At 45.5% G+C, this 18,355-nt stretch carries 13 protein-coding genes; 10 read left to right on the top strand and 3 right to left on the bottom strand.

Going from position 1 to position 18,355, the window contains the following annotated elements:
- Positions 1–3 precede the first annotated feature (3 nt).
- The 4 genes from BMZ72_RS13440 to BMZ72_RS13425 all read left to right on the top strand — a co-directional run bounded on the left by BMZ72_RS13440 (position 4) and on the right by BMZ72_RS13425 (position 7,968).
- Positions 4–2,388, top strand: a complete 2,385-nt coding sequence (locus BMZ72_RS13440) for a glycoside hydrolase family 2 TIM barrel-domain containing protein (RefSeq protein WP_089809087.1) — start codon at positions 4–6, stop codon at positions 2,386–2,388.
- A gap of 9 nt (positions 2,389–2,397) precedes the next feature.
- Positions 2,398–5,169, top strand: coding sequence for a family 78 glycoside hydrolase catalytic domain (locus BMZ72_RS13435; RefSeq protein ID WP_089809085.1), 2,772 nt, complete (start codon positions 2,398–2,400; stop codon positions 5,167–5,169).
- 262 nt (positions 5,170–5,431) lie between these two features.
- Positions 5,432–6,412 carry a pectinesterase family protein gene (locus BMZ72_RS13430; RefSeq protein WP_089809083.1) on the top strand — a complete coding sequence of 327 codons (981 nt, stop codon included), beginning with the start codon at positions 5,432–5,434 and terminating at the stop codon, positions 6,410–6,412.
- Positions 6,394–7,968, top strand: coding sequence for an MGH1-like glycoside hydrolase domain-containing protein (locus BMZ72_RS13425; RefSeq protein ID WP_089809081.1), 1,575 nt, complete (start codon positions 6,394–6,396; stop codon positions 7,966–7,968). The genes BMZ72_RS13430 and BMZ72_RS13425 overlap by 19 nt, the downstream gene beginning before the upstream one ends.
- On the opposite strand, the gene BMZ72_RS13420 is transcribed toward BMZ72_RS13425, so the two are convergent.
- From BMZ72_RS13420 to BMZ72_RS13410, 3 genes are all read right to left on the bottom strand, one after another.
- On the bottom strand, positions 7,965–8,591 hold the full coding sequence (locus BMZ72_RS13420) for a hypothetical protein (protein ID WP_089809079.1): 627 nt from the start codon (positions 8,589–8,591) through the stop codon (positions 7,965–7,967). The genes BMZ72_RS13425 and BMZ72_RS13420 overlap by 4 nt on opposite strands.
- Before the next feature lie 64 nt (positions 8,592–8,655).
- Positions 8,656–8,841 carry a hypothetical protein gene (locus BMZ72_RS13415; RefSeq protein ID WP_089809077.1) on the bottom strand — a complete coding sequence of 62 codons (186 nt, stop codon included), beginning with the start codon at positions 8,839–8,841 and terminating at the stop codon, positions 8,656–8,658.
- 110 nt (positions 8,842–8,951) lie between these two features.
- Positions 8,952–9,140: a hypothetical protein gene (locus BMZ72_RS13410; protein WP_089809075.1), complete on the bottom strand. Its 189-nt coding sequence runs from the start codon at positions 9,138–9,140 to the stop codon at positions 8,952–8,954.
- A gap of 246 nt (positions 9,141–9,386) precedes the next feature.
- On the opposite strand from BMZ72_RS13410, the gene bglX reads away from it, so the two are divergent.
- The 6 genes from bglX (at position 9,387) to BMZ72_RS13380 (ending at position 18,354) form a co-directional block, all read left to right on the top strand.
- Positions 9,387–11,642 carry a beta-glucosidase BglX gene (gene bglX / locus BMZ72_RS13405; protein WP_089809073.1) on the top strand — a complete coding sequence of 752 codons (2,256 nt, stop codon included), beginning with the start codon at positions 9,387–9,389 and terminating at the stop codon, positions 11,640–11,642.
- A gap of 227 nt (positions 11,643–11,869) precedes the next feature.
- Positions 11,870–12,724, top strand: a complete 855-nt coding sequence (gene hisG / locus BMZ72_RS13400) for an ATP phosphoribosyltransferase (protein WP_089809071.1) — start codon at positions 11,870–11,872, stop codon at positions 12,722–12,724.
- Positions 12,725–12,842: 118 nt separating this feature from the next.
- A complete protein-coding gene (gene hisD, locus BMZ72_RS13395) occupies positions 12,843–14,132 on the top strand; it encodes a histidinol dehydrogenase (protein ID WP_089809069.1) in 1,290 nt (429 codons plus the stop codon).
- An 11-nt stretch (positions 14,133–14,143) separates the two neighbouring features.
- A complete protein-coding gene (gene hisC / locus BMZ72_RS13390; RefSeq protein WP_089809067.1) occupies positions 14,144–15,199 on the top strand; it encodes a histidinol-phosphate transaminase in 1,056 nt (351 codons plus the stop codon).
- A 79-nt stretch (positions 15,200–15,278) separates the two neighbouring features.
- Positions 15,279–16,415, top strand: coding sequence for a bifunctional histidinol-phosphatase/imidazoleglycerol-phosphate dehydratase HisB (hisB, locus tag BMZ72_RS13385; RefSeq protein WP_012789492.1), 1,137 nt, complete (start codon positions 15,279–15,281; stop codon positions 16,413–16,415).
- A 529-nt stretch (positions 16,416–16,944) separates the two neighbouring features.
- Positions 16,945–18,354 (top strand): anthranilate synthase component I family protein, encoded by a 1,410-nt coding sequence (locus tag BMZ72_RS13380; RefSeq protein ID WP_089809065.1) that lies wholly within the window; start codon positions 16,945–16,947, stop codon positions 18,352–18,354.
- The last annotated feature ends 1 nt before the right edge of the window (position 18,355 follow it).

Below are 18,355 nucleotides of genomic sequence, written 5' to 3'. Positions count from 1 at the left end.
ATCATGCGTTGTTTGTTGATAGTTTTTCTTGTTAGTATCTGTTGTATATCAGTAAAGGCGCAGCGTACACAATCCTTTGATGATAACTGGTTATTCTGGCGTGGCGCTGCACAGGGTGCAGAAGATACTTTGTTTAAAGATACGGACTGGCGGAAGGTGTCCCTGCCGCACGACTGGAGCATTGAAGACTTACCAGGTACGCAGTCGCCTTTCAGCAAAGGGGCATTGAGTCAGGTGAGTGGCGGTTTTACGACAGGTGGCACGGGCTGGTATCGTAAGCATTTCAATGTACCCGTGGGAGATAAAGGTAAACGTATCGTGATACAGTTTGATGGCGTATACATGAATGCGCAGCTATGGATCAATGGAAAGAAGCTGGGGAAACATCCTTATGGATATACTTCCTTCTGGTATGATATTACGCCGTATGTGCGATATGACAGAGAGAATATACTGACTGTCAAAGTAAGGAATGAAGGAGAGAACAGCCGCTGGTATGCGGGTTCGGGCATATACAGGCATGTATGGATGAACGTATTGGAGCCGGTGCATATAGCGCAATGGGGCACTTTTATTACCACGCCAGCTGTGAATAAACAAGGCGCTACTGTGGATGTAACAACGCGGATAAAGAATAATACGGATGCGGCTGTTACCGCTACTTTATTAACACGTTTAGTGGATGTAAAAGGTAAAGTAATAGCAGAAGATAAAGGACAACAGTTGATCAGTGCCGGAAAGGATAGTGCATTGCAACGATCATTAACTGTGAAATCCCCGTTATTGTGGGAGATCGCGTCTCCTGTGTTATACACGGCGGTTTCTTATGTCTATGTGGATAATGTGTTAAAGGATAGTGTAAGGACGCTTTTTGGTATCCGTACCATTACAGCAGATGCACAGAATGGATTTCAGCTGAATGGTAAAACAATTAAACTGAAAGGAGGTTGTGTACATCATGATAATGGTCCGCTGGGCGCTAAAGCATACGACAGGGCGGAAGAAAGAAAAGTGGAATTGCTTAAAGCCAGTGGGTACAATGCGATCCGTTGTTCACATAATCCGCCTTCACCTGCATTTCTGGATGCCTGTGACAGACTGGGAATGCTGGTGATAGATGAGGCTTTTGATATCTGGAATGATGGTAAGAATCCGGAGGATTATCATTTATATTTTGAGGAGTGGTGGCAGCGGGATATAGAGAGTATGTTGTATCGTGACCGTAATCATCCTTCGATCGTGATGTGGAGTACAGGTAATGAAATTCCGCATCGTGAAAAACCGGAAGTAGCGAAGGTCGCGCGTATGCTGCGTGATCATATCCGCAGTATAGATACCACACGTTTTATTACCTGTGGGGTCAATGGTATTGCGCCTGATAAAGACGCCTTCCTTTCCACATTGGATATCGCGGGTTATAACTATGCCCGTACTCAATATGTAAAAGATCATGAGCGGGTGCCGGAACGGGTGATGATGGCGACAGAGTCTTTCGCTATAGAAGCAGCGGACTATTGGATGGAAGTCGTAGATCATCCATGGGTGATTGGAGACTTTGTATGGACGGCATTTGATTATATCGGAGAAGCCAGTATTGGCTGGCTGGGATATCCACAACAACAAGGTTTCTATCCATGGAATCTGGCTTATTGTGGTGATATAGACGTTTGTGGATGGAAGCGTCCGCAATCTTACTACAGAGATGCTTTATGGATGCCGGAGCAATTGTCATTGTTTGTAAAACCGCCTGTACCTTCTTTTGATACGAATATGCATAAAATAGACTGGAGTCAGTGGGAATGGTATGATGCAAGAGACAGCTGGAACTGGGAAGGGCATGAAGGTAAACTCCTGGATGTAACTGCTTATACTTCTTATGAGGAAGCGGAGTTATTCCTGAATGGACAATCACTTGGCCGTAGAAAGGCGGGTAGGGTAAATAAGTTTATGGCGACATGGCAGGTGCCTTATGTACCTGGTAAACTCAGCGTTGTTGGATATAATGGCAAAAAGAAATCAAAGGAAGTGGTGTTACAGACAGCAGGAAATGCTGCCGCTATAAAGTTATCGGCTGACCGGCCGCAGATCAATGCAGATGGACAGGACCTGAGTTATGTGACGATTACGTTGACAGATGCCAATGGTAATATCTCTCCGGATGCAGATCAGCTATTGCAATTCAGTATTAACGGACCAGGTACTATTGTGGGTGTCGGAAATGCTGATCCGATGAGTACAGAGAGTTGTCAGCAGTTGCAACGAAAGGCCTGGAGAGGTAAATGTCTGGTGATTGTGAAAGCCGGTAAGCAGGCAGGTGATATCACCTTAACGGCAAATGCAGCAGGTCTGTCCACAACAACAATAAAGATTATAGCTACCGCCAAATAGAAAGATCGTATGAAGCAATTCACTGGCATATTGCTGCTTTTTTTATCGCTGCAAACCTGGGCGCAGCAATTGGAGGTAGTTCACCTGAGAACAGATAATAAAACTAATCCGCTTGGATGTCAGCTGTCGCCCCGTTTAAGCTGGCAGTTGTCTGCACAGTATAACAATTGTATCCAACAGGCTTATCAGTTACAGTTTTCTGATGATAGTACCACACTGAATAATAAGTTGCATACAGGTAAACGTGTTGAAAATACAGCGCCTTTTTTTAAACTCCCGGCTTCATTTGCCGGTGTGACTTTATTACCTGCCCGTACTTATTACTGGCGGGTGCAGGTATGGGATAAAGATGGAAAGGCTTCCGGCTGGAGTAAAGTCGCCAGTTTTACAACGGCTTTAAGTGCAACAGCAGATTGGAAAGGCGCGAAATGGATAGGGTATGAGGATGTGGTAGATTCTATGCGGGTAGTGCCGGGTGTGCATAATGGTACGGATAAATTTTATCAGAAACATAAAGCGAGACAACGGACGGTAGTGCCTTTGTTCCGGAAGGAGTTTAGTGTGCGGGGGAAAGTGAAAAATGCATTATTGTATATCAGCGGACTCGGACAATATGAAGCTAGTTTGAATGGAGTACGTCTGGGAGATAACTTCCTGGCGCCGGGTTGGACGCATTATGATGAGACGGTGTTGTATAATACCTATGATCTGACAAAAGCGCTGCAATCAGGTGAGAATGCATTGGGTGTGATAGTGGGTAATGGATTCTTTAATGTGAATAAAGAACGTTACCGCAAGTTGTCGGTGGTATATGGTATGCCGAGAATGATCTGCAGGCTGCTGATCACATATGAGAATGGGCAAACAATGAATATTGTTTCAGGTACCGACTGGAAAACAAGTGCGTCACCGATCACTTTTACCAGCATTTACGGCGGAGAAGATTACGATGCCGGAAAAGAACAGACAGGATGGGACCGGCCCGGATTCAATGATACACAGTGGAAGCCGGCGATGGTGGTAAAGGCGACAGAAAAACGATTATTGCCGGAGGAGGATTATCCGGTGAAAGTAATGGAAGTATTGCGGGTACAGCGTATTACACAGCCGCAGACCGGTGTATACATGTATGACTTCGGACAGAATGCATCTGGCATTATCGGATTGAAGATAAAAGGAAAGAAAGGGCAGACAGTAAAACTGATACCTGCTGAACTGACCAATGATAAACAGCTGGCTAATCAGAAAGCGACGGGGAGTCCGTATTATTTTACTTATACTTTAAAGGGTGATGGTATAGAAACCTGGCAACCGCGTTTTACTTATTATGGATTCCGTTATGTGCAGGTTGAGGGAGCTGCGCCTGATACTGCAGCGTATACAGGCGATGTGCCACAGCTTCTTTCACTTGATTTGCTGCATACCCGTAATGCGGCTCCGGTGAACGGGACCTTTTCCTGTTCGAATGATTTATTCAACAGTATTCATAAGCTGATATTATGGGCTATTAAAAGCAATATGCAGAGTGTGTTGACGGATTGTCCGCATAGGGAAAAACTGAGTTGGCTGGAGCAGGACTATCTGATGGGTAATGCGATACAGTATAGCTATGATATTGATCTGCTGTACCGGAAGTTGATCCGTGATATGAAAGAAGCGCAGACAAGTGAAGGACTGGTACCTGATATCGCACCTGAATTTGTCTTTTTTGATGATCATGGTTTTGGATTCAGGGATTCTCCGGAATGGGGTAGTGCGGCGGTGATAGTCCCCTGGTTGTTATATCGCTGGTATGGGGATAATACTGTCATTCGTGAAGCATATCCGATGGTGAAAAAATACGTGGAATACCTGGGTGCAAAAGCGCAGAACAATATACTGTCTTATGGTCTGGGTGATTGGTTTGATAATGGTCCGCAGCGACCGGGTGTTGCACAGCTTACACCTAAGGAGGTTACTGCTACTGGTATCTATTACTATGATCTGGTACTCGCTGCTAATATGGCCGATCTGTTAGATAAGACAGCAGAAGCCAAACAGTTCCGCGTACAGGCAGATAAGGTGAAACATACATTTAATCATGAATATTTCAATGTCGAAACAAAGGTCTATTCAACAGGTAGTCAGACGGCTATGGCGATTCCTTTATGCGTAGGATTGGTTGATGAGCAATATCGTCAGGCAGTGTTTAAGAATATGGTGGATTCCATCCGGCAGCAGGGCAATCAGCTGACTGCCGGCGATATTGGTTTTCATTTCCTGGTACAGGCTTTACAGGAGGGCGGAGCGTCTGATCTGCTGTATGAGATGAATAACCGGAGTGGTGTACCGGGTTATGGTTTTCAGTTGGCGAAGGGGGCTACTACTTTGACGGAATCCTGGGCGGCGCTGGAGCAGGTGTCTAATAATCACCTGATGTTGGGGCATCTGATGGAGTGGTTTTATACCGGATTGGGCGGTATTACCCAGCAGGCGGGATCTGTAGGATATAAACAGTTCCAGATCTCTCCGGAGATAGTGGGAAATATTACCTGGGTAAAAACGGCCTATAATACCCCTTACGGAACCATACGGAGTGAATGGGAGAAGAAGGACGGTAAGCTGTTGTTTCGTGTCAGCATTCCTCCTAATAGCAGTGCGGTTGTTAAACTACCGGCTAAAAAGGAGGGAGGGATAACAGCAGGCGGAAAACCACTGAATAATCAGGACCTGTCGTTTGAAAAAGGGAGAGTCATAATGCATTTAGGATCAGGTGATTATGAGTTTTCTTCGCTTGAATGAAGGTTAAGCGTATGGTTTTCAATATGATAAGTGTTAATTCTTCGCTGTACAACGAAGGTATGCCGTTATTAAGCCGGTATCTGTCCGCTTGGGAGCGAAGAGATACCGGCTTAATAACGGCGTAATGAGGGTATAATACGAAGAAAATACGTTGAATGAGTCCCCCGGTAACGATTGCGTAAATAAAGCCGCTCCGCTATTGCAAAAAGCAGGAGAAATTTTTTAGCTTGTCACTATCCTGCGTGCAATAAAATTCCTTGTTATGAAGCAATACTTTCCTATAATTTTTCTTCCGTTTTTATTGTTGCTGACCCTGTCCTTGCAGGCACAGGACCCCCGTGCACGTCTGGTGGTGGCAGCGGATGGAACAGGCGATTATAAGACGATCCAGGAGGCGGTGAATGCAGTCCGGGACTTTACCTTATTCCGGGTGACTATTTTCATCCGTAAGGGCGTGTATCACGAAAAACTGTGTATTCCCAGCTGGAAGTGTACCATTACATTACAGGGAGAGGATAGGGACAGTACGATCATTACCAATGCGGATTATTCAGGCAAAGCATACCCAGGGAAGGATGCCTCCGGGAGGGATAAATTCGGGACATTCACTTCCTATACGGTGTTGATAGCCGGAGATAATATCATTGCGGAAAACCTCACTTTTGAAAATGCTGCGGGTCCTGTGGGACAGGCGGTGGCTCTCCATGTGGAAGGGGACCGTTGCATATTTCGTAACTGCCGGTTGCTGGGCAATCAGGATACCTTATATGCCGGAAAAGAGGACAGCAGACAATATTACCAGGATTGCTACATAGAAGGCACAACCGATTTTATATTCGGCGCTGCGACGGTATGGTTTGAAGGCTGTACCATCCACAGTAAAAGAGATTCTTACATTACAGCCGCTTCTACGACATTAAAGCAATCTTATGGGTTTGTGTTCAACCATTGTAAATTAACCGCAGACAGCGTCGCTAAAAAGGTGTTTCTGGGCCGTCCCTGGAGACCTTATGCAGCAACTGTCTTTATGAACAGTATCCTGGGGCCTCAGATATTAGCCCAGGGCTGGCATAACTGGGATAAGAAAGAAAATGAGCAAACTGCGAGATATGCTGAGTATAACAATACAGGTGCCGGTGCAGCGTATGATAAACGTGTGCTTTGGTCTAAACAGTTATCGGCGCAGTCTGCAAAAGATATTACTCTCACTAAAGTATTTGGCAATTGGGATCCGTTAAAATAATTATCGCTGTTTGTCTGTTCCTGCCTTTGCGTTTACTGGCGCAGCAGGTGGATGTTTCTTCCGGGAATGCAATGACACTGGAACCGGTGCTGAAAAAGTACGTGGACCGGTTTAATAGCCTTGACTCAGAGTATGTGAAAAACTATGTGCCTAATGCAGCTGCTTTCGACTGGCTCAAGGCGAATGTGCCTTTGCTGGATTGTCCGGATAGCACTATCGAGCAAACTTATTACTACCGGTGGTGGACATTCCGTAAACACCTGAAGGAGACGCCTGATGGTTTCATCTTCACTGAATTTATCACACCTGTTAAACACGCCGGCAGGTTTAATGCACTCAGTTGCGCTTTTGGTCATCATGTATATGAAGGCCGCTGGTTGCGCAATACAACTTACCTGGATCAATACATACAATACTGGTACCTGAAAGATGCACAACAGAAAGCCCCCCGTTTTCATCAGTTCAGCAGCTGGGCTGCCGATGCGGTATATAACCGTTTTCTGGTAGATGGAGATAGCAGCTTTGTAAAAGCATTACTGCCTGCTATGGATGAGGATTATCGTTTATGGGAAAGAGAAAAGCGTCTGCCTGATGGACTGTTCTGGCAGTTTGATGTAAAGGATGGCATGGAAGAATCTATCAGTGGTGCGCGACGTGAAAAGCATACACGGCCTACCATCAGCAGTTATATGTACGGCAATGCCAATGCACTCGCAAAAATAGCAACGATGGCAGGTAATGATACTTTACGTACCCGTTATACCGCTGATGCACAAAAGATCCGGTCCCTGGTACAAATAAACCTTTGGGACGATACCGCTGCTTTCTTTAAAGTAAGACAGGTCATTAAAGGCAGTGAAACCACCCGCTTTTCCAACGCACGTGAACAGATCGGTTTTATCCCCTGGTATTTTGACCTGCCTGCGGATAAGGCTAAATATGCAGTTGCCTGGGAGCAGTTGACCGATACCAGCGGGTTTGATGCTCCCTGGGGATTGACGACCGCAGAAAGAAGGCATCCGCTGTTTCGTTCTCATGGTAGTGGTGGCTGTGAATGGGATGGCGCAATATGGCCTTTTGCGACTACACAAACGCTGAAAGGTCTGGCGAATTTACTGACGCATTACAAACATAGAGGTGGAATGACGCCGGCTGTTTACTACAATACCTTGCTGGTGTATGCCCGTTCCCAGCAGAAGAATGGTGAGCCTTATCTCGGGGAGTATCAGGATGAGCGTACCGGTTACTGGTTGAAAGGGGATGATCCAAGGAGTAGTTATTATAATCATTCCGGTTTTTGTGATCTTGTGATCAATGATCTTATTGGGTTGAAGCCGCGGGCGGATGGGAAGTTAGAGTTGTATCCGTTGATACCACAGGATAAGTGGGATTGGTTTTACCTGGAGGGTGTTCCGTATCATGGGAAGGTGGTGAGTGTGAGATGGGATAAGACGGGGGAGAAATATGGTAAGGGTAAGGGGCTGAAGGTTGTTGTGGATGGGAAGGAGGTGTATAGTGGGAAGGGGTTAAACAAGGTACTGGTGAAGGGGATTTAGATGCTGGGCCAGATGGTTTCTTTGCGTGGTATGAAATAGCCTTTTATGAGGTTAGGGTTGCGGATGCAGATCTGGATGTGGGTTTTGTCGAGGAAGCCGGCGCCTTTGTAGACTTCGTTGCCTTCAGGGAATACGCATCTTACTGAATCAAAAGGAGGCTGTCCCGACATTTGTGCTTGTGTATGTATTTTTTTTATTACAGCACAATCTAATCGTCTTAGCACTTTGTCATTTGAGCTTTTTGGTTCTGGATGATTAGTGTTTTCCGGAAGCTGCTTTCCCTCAAATAGTGCACTTTTGTTTAATATATTGAACGAGTCTTGTAATAAGTCTATATATTTCTTGTCTGTCAAATCCAGACAGTTTCCTAAACTAAATACGGCGCCAAGTACAGCAGGATCATTAATTTTGAGATTTGGTGGAGGGTTGTTTGCATAGTGAAATGCCCGCTCGTAATTATTTTGCCAAAAATAAATACCATCTCCCAGCCAATCCCATGGATTATTGCTTTGACGTAGAGCTGTTTTCCCATTAATAATCTCATCTCTTAATTCTTGGGAACAACCATGAAAGCCAATAGTCAGGCCTGGATCGGCCGAGTAAATATAGTTTGTCGGAATCATACTTTAAACAATTGTGTTTTAGATTAGTAATACAAATTTAAATATACAAGGAGCGTTGGTAGTGTTATTTGGTGTCGTCTTTATGCGCTATATTTTTGGATTTTTTTTTAGCAGATGAATTAATGGGAACAAGAATATCTCTTATCCCCATTTCATCGATGCAACGACGTGCTGCTTCTTTTGAGGAACTAACTTCACGCAGTTCCTGAATAAGGGCTTTTTTAAGTTTTAGATAATTTTGAAGGTCCATTGTATAAAGCTTAAAATGTTTTGAATAGATTTAAAATATTGGATAATAGACAAAGTGATTAATCAAACTTTCTTGAGTCTGAATGTATACTGTGAATACCTGACAAGGTGTTATTTAGCAATAGTCTTGCCCCCAGATACTTTTTTTCGCTTTTGCTTTTTAGCAGAATTAATAGGAACAAGTAGATCCCTGATACCTAATTTGTCAATGTAGCGACTTGCTGCTTCGGGCGAAGATGTTGCTTCTCGCCATTCTTCAATAAGTGCATTTTTAAGTTTTAAATAAGTCTGATGGTCCATTTTATATAGTTTTAAATGTGTTTTAAAAAATAGAAAATACAGTAACGCAGCCAGCAACCTGACCGTCCATGCATATTTAATTTAAGGGGGAGAATCTTCCAGTGTAGTAACCCAAAATTACATCTTATTTTCTGTGCAGCATCACCACACCCATCATATCACCCATAATGAACAAACTGAACAACAACACCTCCATTCCAAACTTTTCCTACCTTTAACCACACTTTAACTCTAAACGACACAGTTATGAAGAACCCGAAGCGCCTGCTCGTAGCCACCCTGCTACTGGCAGCTCTCAGCGTGAAGGCACAAACCCCTAAGCAGACCTTCCTGAATAGTCTTATCAAGCGGATGACGCTGGACGAAAAAATAGGCCAGCTAAACCTGCTCACCAGTGATATGGACGTTACCGGCCCATTTATGAAGCCGGGGTATAAAAAAGACGTTGAAGCTGGTCTATGCGGCTCCATATTCAATGCCTACACACCGCAATATACCCGCCAGCTACAGGAAATGGCCATGAAGACCCGGCTGAAAATACCGCTGTTATTCGGGTATGATGTTATCCACGGACACAAAACGATCTTCCCCATTCCATTGGGAGAAGCCTGTACCTGGGATATGGCCCTGCTGGAGCAGAGTGCTCGTATTGCCGCACAGGAAGCCAGCGCTGACGGCTTACAATGGACTTACTCCCCGATGGTGGATATCGCCCGTGACCCCCGCTGGGGCCGTGTGGCAGAAGGTGTAGGAGAAGATACCTGGTATGGCGTACAGGTGGCGAAAGCAAAGGTGAAAGGCTACCAGGGATCAGACCTGTCGGCTAATAATACCATCCTGGCCTGTGTGAAACACTTCGCTTTATACGGCGCTATTGAAGCGGGCCGCGATTATAACACGGTAGACATGAGCCGCCGGCAGATGTACCAGTATTATCTGCCGCCTTATAAAGCCGCTATTGATGCTGGTGTCGCGACTGCCATGACCTCCTTTAATGAGATCGATGGTACGCCGGCTACGGCCAATAAGTGGCTGCTGACTGACCTTCTGCGGAAAGACTGGGGCTTTAAGGGCTTCGTAGTGACCGATTATACTGCTATCAATGAAATGATCGCCCACGGCAATGTAAAAGACGAATATGAAGCGGGGGCTGCTGCCCTGAACGCGGGCGTTGATATGGACATGCAGGGTGGTATTTTCGCCGGACAGCTGAAAAAGCTGCTCCAGGACAAAAAGGTGACCCTGAAGGAAATTGACAGCGCCGTATACCGTATTCTGACTGCCAAATATGACCTGGGTCTGTTTAAAGACCCTTTTAAATATTGTGATAATGAAAGAGCCGCAAAGGAGATCATGTCAGCTGAAAACCTGGCCGCTGCTCAAAAGATCGCTGAGCGCTCTATTGTACTCCTTAAGAATGAGAATCAGCTGCTGCCCCTGAAGAAAGCCGCGAAAATCGCCCTGATCGGCCCACTGGCAAACAGTCAGCGGGATATGATCGGTAACTGGTCAGCTGCAGGTGACTATACCAAGGCGGTCACCCTGCTGGAAGCCCTGAAGAAAAGATCCGCCAATGTGCAATACCTGCCGGGAGCGCATTACACCCAGGATACCACTCTTTATAAAAGAGCCACGCAGAAATTAAAACTGGATGCAGCTGATACTGCTGATAGTCAGCAGATGCTGGCGGCAGCTGTAGAACTGGCAAAGCAATCAGATATCGTGGTAATGGCACTGGGAGAATCACAGGGTATGACCGGAGAGGCTGCCAGCCGTTCTAATATCAGTATTCCTGAAAACCAGCGGGAGCTGCTGAAAGCAGTCTATGCCACTGGCAAACCGGTGGTGCTGGTACTGTCAAATGGTCGTCCGATAACACTGGAATGGGAAAATGCACATATTCCGGCTATCCTTGAAACCTGGTTCCTGGGTACAAAAGCCGGTGATGCTATTGCTTCCGTACTGTTCGGCGACTATAATCCTGCTGGTAAGCTGACCATGAGTTTCCCGCGTAATGTAGGTCAGATACCTATCTATTATAATCATAAGAACACAGGCCGTCCGCTGAATCCTTATAATAAGTACTCCACCAAGTACCTGGATACAGAAAATGACCCGCTGTTCCCATTCGGATATGGCCTGAGCTACACTACATTCAGCTATGGTGACCTTAAACTGAGCAAACAGCAGATTGCTGCTACTGATAAATTGCAGATCAGCATTCCGGTGACCAATAATGGCAATTTTGACGGAGAGGAAGTTGTACAGCTGTATGTAAGGGACATGGTGGGCTCCGTGACCCGTCCGGTAAAAGAGCTGAAAGGCTATAAAAAGATCACCCTGGCAAAGGGCGAAACTAAGACCGTCACCTTTGAACTTTCCGTGGAGGACCTTAAGTTCTATGATAAGGATATGCGCTGGAAGGCAGAACCGGGCGATTTTACCATATTTGTGGGTACAAATAGCAGGGATGTACAGTCAGCAGGGTTTACATTAAAATAATGGGCAATAAGGCAAAAATTAGTTTGATTATTCAAAATTGTTATTACCTTCGCATCGTTATTACAAACTATGAGCATTAACGTACATACACATCATCACCATCATTCTTACCGCGCAGGTAGGCTGGGATGATTTTATGTACTAAATAATAAAAACATTAGAACATAATCAGGGGCTTACCAAACGGTAAGCCCCTTTTTTGTTTTCACCGGAACATTGTTAAAAACATGAAACTGAGAATTGCTATTCAGAAATCCGGTCGTTTGCACGACGACTCCATCAAACTGTTGAAAGAATGTGGTATAGACATCAACAACGGTGTTAATAAACTGAAAACAGAAGCCAGCAATTTTCCGCTGGAGGTCTTCTTCCTGCGTGATGATGATATTCCGCAATACGTTGAAGACGGTGTGGCAGATATCGGTATCGTAGGTGAGAACGTGATCATTGAAAAAGCCCGTCCTGTAAAAATTGCAGAGAAACTGGGCTTTGGTAAATGCCGCCTTTCCCTGGCAATACCAAAAGCAGCGGAGTACAACGGCGTAAAGGATATGGATAAACTGCGTATCGCTACCAGCTATCCTGTTATCCTGCAGAACTTCCTGAATCAACATAATATCACTGCGGATATTCACGAGATCAGTGGTTCTGTGGAAATCGCTCCGGGTATCGGTCTGGCAGACGCTATCTGTGACCTGGTAAGCAGTGGTTCCACTCTGTTCATGAATGGTCTGAAGGAAGTGGAAGTGATCCTGAAATCTGAAGCAGCACTCATCAGCAATGATAATCTGACAGCTGAACAGGAAGCACTGTTACAGAAACTCCTGTTCCGTATACAGTCTGTAAAGAAAGCGAAGAACAATAAGTACGTACTGCTGAATGCTCCTAATGATAAGCTGCAGGAGATCATCAGTCTGTTACCTGGTATGAAGAGTCCTACCGTACTGCCACTGGCGGAAGAAGGCTGGAGCTCCGTACACTCCGTACTGAATGAGAATGCTTTCTGGGATATCATCGAAAATCTGAAAGCTGCCGGAGCACAAGGTATCCTGGTAGTACCGATCGAAAAGATGATCATATAAGTATTCAACATAAGGGCAAACACCAATAGAAAAATTGGTGTTTGCTCCCTGAGCAACAGGAGTGTGATAGGAAGTAATTCTTCATTCCTGATTCTTAACTTCTAATTCCCAATTGCGCATGCAGGTATTCGAATATCCCGAACGCTCACAATGGCCGGAATTACTGCAAAGACCGGTTTTAGATACAACAGCACTGGAAACCAGTGTAGGCAATATACTTGCTGCTGTTAAACAGGAAGGTGATACCGCTGTACGCAGATATGCACAGCAGTTTGATAAAGTACAGCTGGAAGGTCTGGAAGTCACTCCCGCAGAATTTGCCAAAGCAACTGCATCACTCGATGCAGAACTGAAGAAAGCTATCCTTCAGGCCAAACATAATATTGAGGTTTTCCACAAAGCACAACAGGAACACAGTAAGGTGATCGAAACAATGCCGGGTGTACAGTGCTGGCGTAAACCTGTCGCTATTGAAAAAGTAGGATTGTACATTCCAGGAGGTTCTGCTCCTTTGTTCTCTACTATACTAATGCTGGGTATCCCCGCTATGATCGCCGGTTGTAAGGAGATCGTACTCTGTACGCCATCCAACGCCGCCGGAGAAGTACATCCTGCGGTATTGTTTGCTGCACAGGAAGTAGGTGTGGAACGCGTATTCAAAATAGGCGGTGTACAGGCAATCGGTGCAATGGCCTATGGAACAGAAAGTGTACCTCGTGTGCATAAAATATTCGGTCCGGGCAATCAGTATGTAACCTGTGCAAAACAACTGGTGAATAAAAGCGGCGTAGCGATCGATATGCCGGCAGGACCATCAGAAGTAGCCGTGCTGGCAGACGAAACATGCGTGCCTGCATTTGTAGCGGCAGATCTGCTGTCTCAGGCAGAACATGGTCCGGATAGCCAGGTATTACTGGTGACTACAGCACCTGAAATCATCGCAGCAGTACAAGAGGAAGTAGCGACCCAACTGGCACAGTTGCCACGTCAGGATATTGCTGCACGTGCACTGGAAAACAGCCGCATCCTGCTGGTCAAAGATACGGCTGAAGCAATGGACCTGCTCAATGCATACGCTCCGGAGCACCTGATCGTAGCCTGTAAAGATGATATTGCTATTGCTGATGCAGTAATCAATGCAGGTTCTGTATTCCTGGGTAACTACTCTCCGGAAAGTGCCGGCGATTATGCCTCAGGAACGAACCATACACTGCCGACCAACGGTTATGCTACTGCTTACAGTGGTGTATCGCTGGATAGTTTTGTGAAGAAGATCACCTTTCAGCGACTGACACAGGAAGGGCTGCAACAGATAGGTGCAACAATAGAAACGATGGCAGCAGCTGAAGGACTGGATGCACATAAAAATGCAGTAACAGTACGTCTGAAACAAAAGGCTCAATCTTAAAATCTACTACAATGTTCGATCTTAATAGCTTACTACGCGACAATATAAAACGCCTGGTGCCTTACTCTACCGCCAGGGATGAATTCAAAGGAGAAGCTTCCATCTTCCTTGATGCAAATGAAAACAGCTTTGGCTCTCCGCTGCCGGTTAACTACAACCGTTACCCGGATCCGATGCAGTGGAAAGTGAAATATAAACTGGCAGATATCAAAGGTGTACCGCCACAGAATATCTTCCTGGGTAATGGTAGTGATGAAGTGATCGATGTACTGTACCGCTCTTTCTGTCGTCCGGGTGTTGACAACGTGGTACTGTTCCCGCCTACATACGGTATGTATGAAGTGAGCGCGAATATCAACGATGTGATCGTAAGAAAAGTATCGCTCACACCTGAGTATCAGATAGACATGGCCGCTTTACAGGAGGCTGTGGATGAGCGTACAAAACTGATCTTTATCTGCTCTCCGAATAACCCTACCGGTAACTCCATCGACCGTAGCGACATAGAAATGATCCTGAATAATTTTGACGGGATCGTTGTAGTAGATGAAGCTTATATCAACTTCGCCCGCCAGAAAACATTCATATCAGAACTGACTGAATATCCGAACCTCGTTGTGATGCAGACCCTGTCTAAAGCATGGGGACTGGCGGCACTGCGTGTCGGTATGGCATTCGCAGGAGAAGACATCATCAATGTGCTGAACAAGGTAAAACCTCCTTACAATATCAATCAGGCTGCACAGGACCTGGTACTGGAAGCGTTGGATAACATCAATCAGGTGAATGAGTGGATCCGTGAAACAGTGATTGAAAGAGATACACTGGCTGCAGGTTTAATCGGTCTGCCACAGGTATTGGAAGTATATCCGAGTGACGCCAACTTCCTGCTGGCAAAAACAACAGATGCAAAAGGTATTTACAATCACCTGGTAGAAAAAGGTATTATCGTACGTGACCGTTCCAAAGTAGAACTCTGTAATGGTTGTCTGCGTATCACCGTTGGTACACCGGAAGAAAATACCGTGCTGCTGGAAACAATCGCACAGGTTGCCGTAAACGCATAATACCAGGAAAGATATCAAACCCGGCAGTATCAACAACTGCCGGCTCTACAAACACAAAGCGCCATAATAAAACAGTATAATGAAAAGAGTCCTCTTCATAGACAGGGACGGTACCATGATCAAGGAAGTACCGCCTACTTACCAGATCGACAGCCTTGAAAAGGTTGAGTTCTATCCGAAGGTATTTACTTATCTGGCCCGCATTGCAGCGGAGCTGGATTATGAGCTGGCGATGGTGACCAACCAGGATGGTCTGGGTACCAACAGCTTCCCTGAAGCTGATTTCTGGCCGGCACAGAATTTTATTCTGCGTTCCTTTGAGAATGAAGGTGTGAAGTTTGACGAGATTTATATTGATCGTTCTTTTCCACATGAAAATGCACCTACGCGTAAGCCACGCACAGGTATGCTGACAAAATATTTCTCTCCTGAGTATGACCTGGCCAATTCATTTGTGATCGGTGATCGTATTACGGATGTAGAGCTGGCAAAGAACCTCGGTGCAAAAGCGATCTGGCTGAATGAAGGCACTGGTCTTGGTGGCGCTGAAATCAAGGACAGTGCGGCTGCACTGAAAGATACCATTGCACTGGAATCTACCGATTGGGAAAAGATCTATGAATTTCTGAAAGTAGGTCTGCGTACTGTAACACATACACGTACGACCAAAGAAACAGATATCACGATCTCGCTGAATCTGGATGGTACCGGTAAAGCAGATATCGAAACAGGTCTGGGTTTCTTTGATCATATGCTGGATCAGATCGCACGTCATGGCAGTATTGACCTGACTGTAAAAGCAAAAGGTGATCTGCATATTGATGAGCACCATACGATCGAAGATACCGGTCTGGCACTGGGAGAAGCGATCGCACAGGCGTTGGCTGATAAGAGAGGTATTGAGCGTTATGGTTTCTGTCTGCCGATGGATGATTGTCTGGCACAGGCTGCTATCGACTTCGGTGGTCGTAACTGGATCGTATGGGATGCAAAGTTCAGCCGTGAGAAGATAGGAGAGATGCCGACTGAAATGTTCTTCCATTTCTTCAAATCATTCTCCGATGCAGCGAAATGTAACCTTAACATCAAAGCGGAAGGTGAAAACGAACATCATAAGATCGAAGCGATATTCAAAGTGTTCGCAAAAGCAATCAAGATGGCGGTAAAACGCAATCCGATGAATATGCAGCTGCCAAGTACCAAAGGCGTACTGTAATGACCATTACGGAACGCAGCGCGCTGGCCGGTCAGCCGATTGTATGGAAGGAGGATCTGACCGACGATTGTACCGCTGAATGGGCAGGGGTGAAATGAGGACGGAGAACATGGAGCAATGTGCCGGGGAGGAGCAAATGCCAGGAAAAAAGCGGAGGATGAGGCACGGTTTTACCTGCAGCGCCTGGATACAATGTGATTATCGGGAAACATATCTGAAAAATCGTGAAGTGATAAAACCGGGTATTATTAATAGATCGTCAATAAATCCCTGGGAACTTATCACTTTATAAAGAATCTCAAAAAAAATTTGCATGTTTTCAAAAAAGACCAGATATTTGTTCTGCAAGAAATTAAAACATGAAAACAGTTATTACAAACAAGCATTGGTGGTGGCACAATATCAGATCCTGATAGAGTGTTACAGTGCCATGTTTCGTAATGAAATATAATTTGGAAGGCCCGCTGTTACACAGCGGGCCTTCTTCGTTTTTCAGATAGTCACCCAACAAAACTCAATCACAAATCCAATGGGTAGTATTCAAGTCAAATCAAAATTCAAGAAAATGCTGGCAGACGTCTTCACGCCTGTTGGTATTTATCTGCGGCTCCGCGACAAATTCCCCGGTACGGTACTGCTGGAAAGTACTGACTATCGTGCCAGCGAAAACAGCTTCTCCTTCATCTGTATTCAGCCGATAGCAGGGATAGAAGTCACCAGTACAAAGGATTTTGAATTTAAATATCCTAACCTCCCGCCAGAAAGAAAGCAACTGAAAAACAAACAAAGTGTACTGGATGAGTTGCAGAAATTCCTCGGTAATTTCTCATTCGCCGATAAGCCAGTACTACCTGTTGTACACAGCCTGTTCGGATACAGTACATTTGAGTCCGTTCAGTTCTTCGAAACAATAGAATTCAACAAGGATAAGCAGAACGGGAATACGATCCCGCTGATGCGTTACCGGTTCTACCAATATATCATCGCTATCAATCACTTCAAAGACGAACTGTATTTATGCGAAAACCTGGTAGACGGCCTTGACAGCGAGTTTGATCACATCGAATCACTTATCAGACAGAAAGATGTGCCCAGCTACAGATTCAAGGCAGAAGGCGGAGAAAAGAGCAACCTGACGAATGAGCAATTCATGGAAATCGTCGAAAAAGGTAAACAACACTGCTTCCGCGGAGACGTTTTCCAGGTAGTCCTCTCCAGAGCCTTCCAGCAGCAATTCAAAGGCGATGAGTTCAATGTGTACCGCGCCCTCCGCTCTATCAACCCTTCTCCTTATCTCTTCTTCTTCGATTACGGTGATTACAAACTGATGGGCTCTTCTCCTGAAGCGCAGCTGATCATCAAAGACAATAAAGCCATTATTCATCCGATAGCAGGTACTTTCAAACGTACCGGTGATGACGAGCAGGACCGTGAACTGGCAGCTAAACTGCTGGAAGATCCGAAGGAAAATGCAGAGCATGTGATGCTGGTTGACCTGGCTCGTAATGATCTCAGCAGACTGGCAACTGATGTGGAAGTAGAATCTTATAGAAAGATCCAGTACTATTCACACGTTATTCACCTCGTAAGTGAAGTGACTGGTAAGATCCAGCCCGGACTCAATCCGTTCTCTCTGCTGGCTGCTACTTTCCCTGCAGGTACCTTATCAGGTGCGCCAAAGTACAGAGCGATGGAGATCATCGATGAAAATGAACCAACTGCACGTGGTTTCTATGGTGGGTGTATCGGTTCCGTAAGTTTCAACGGCGATTTCAATCACGCTATCATGATCCGCTCCATACTCAGTAAAGCGAATACACTTTATTATCAGGCAGGCGCCGGTGTGGTAGCAAAGTCTGTAGCATCGTCCGAACTGGAGGAAGTGAACAATAAACTGAATGCATTAAAACAGGCCATCATCCTGGCTCAAAATATCTGAC

The organism is Chitinophaga sp. YR627 (assembly GCF_900114995.1).
Classification (GTDB): Bacteria; Bacteroidota; Bacteroidia; order Chitinophagales; family Chitinophagaceae; genus Chitinophaga.
The sequence above is the reverse complement of the archived record's forward strand: the minus strand, read 5'-3'. Positions and strand labels throughout refer to the sequence as shown.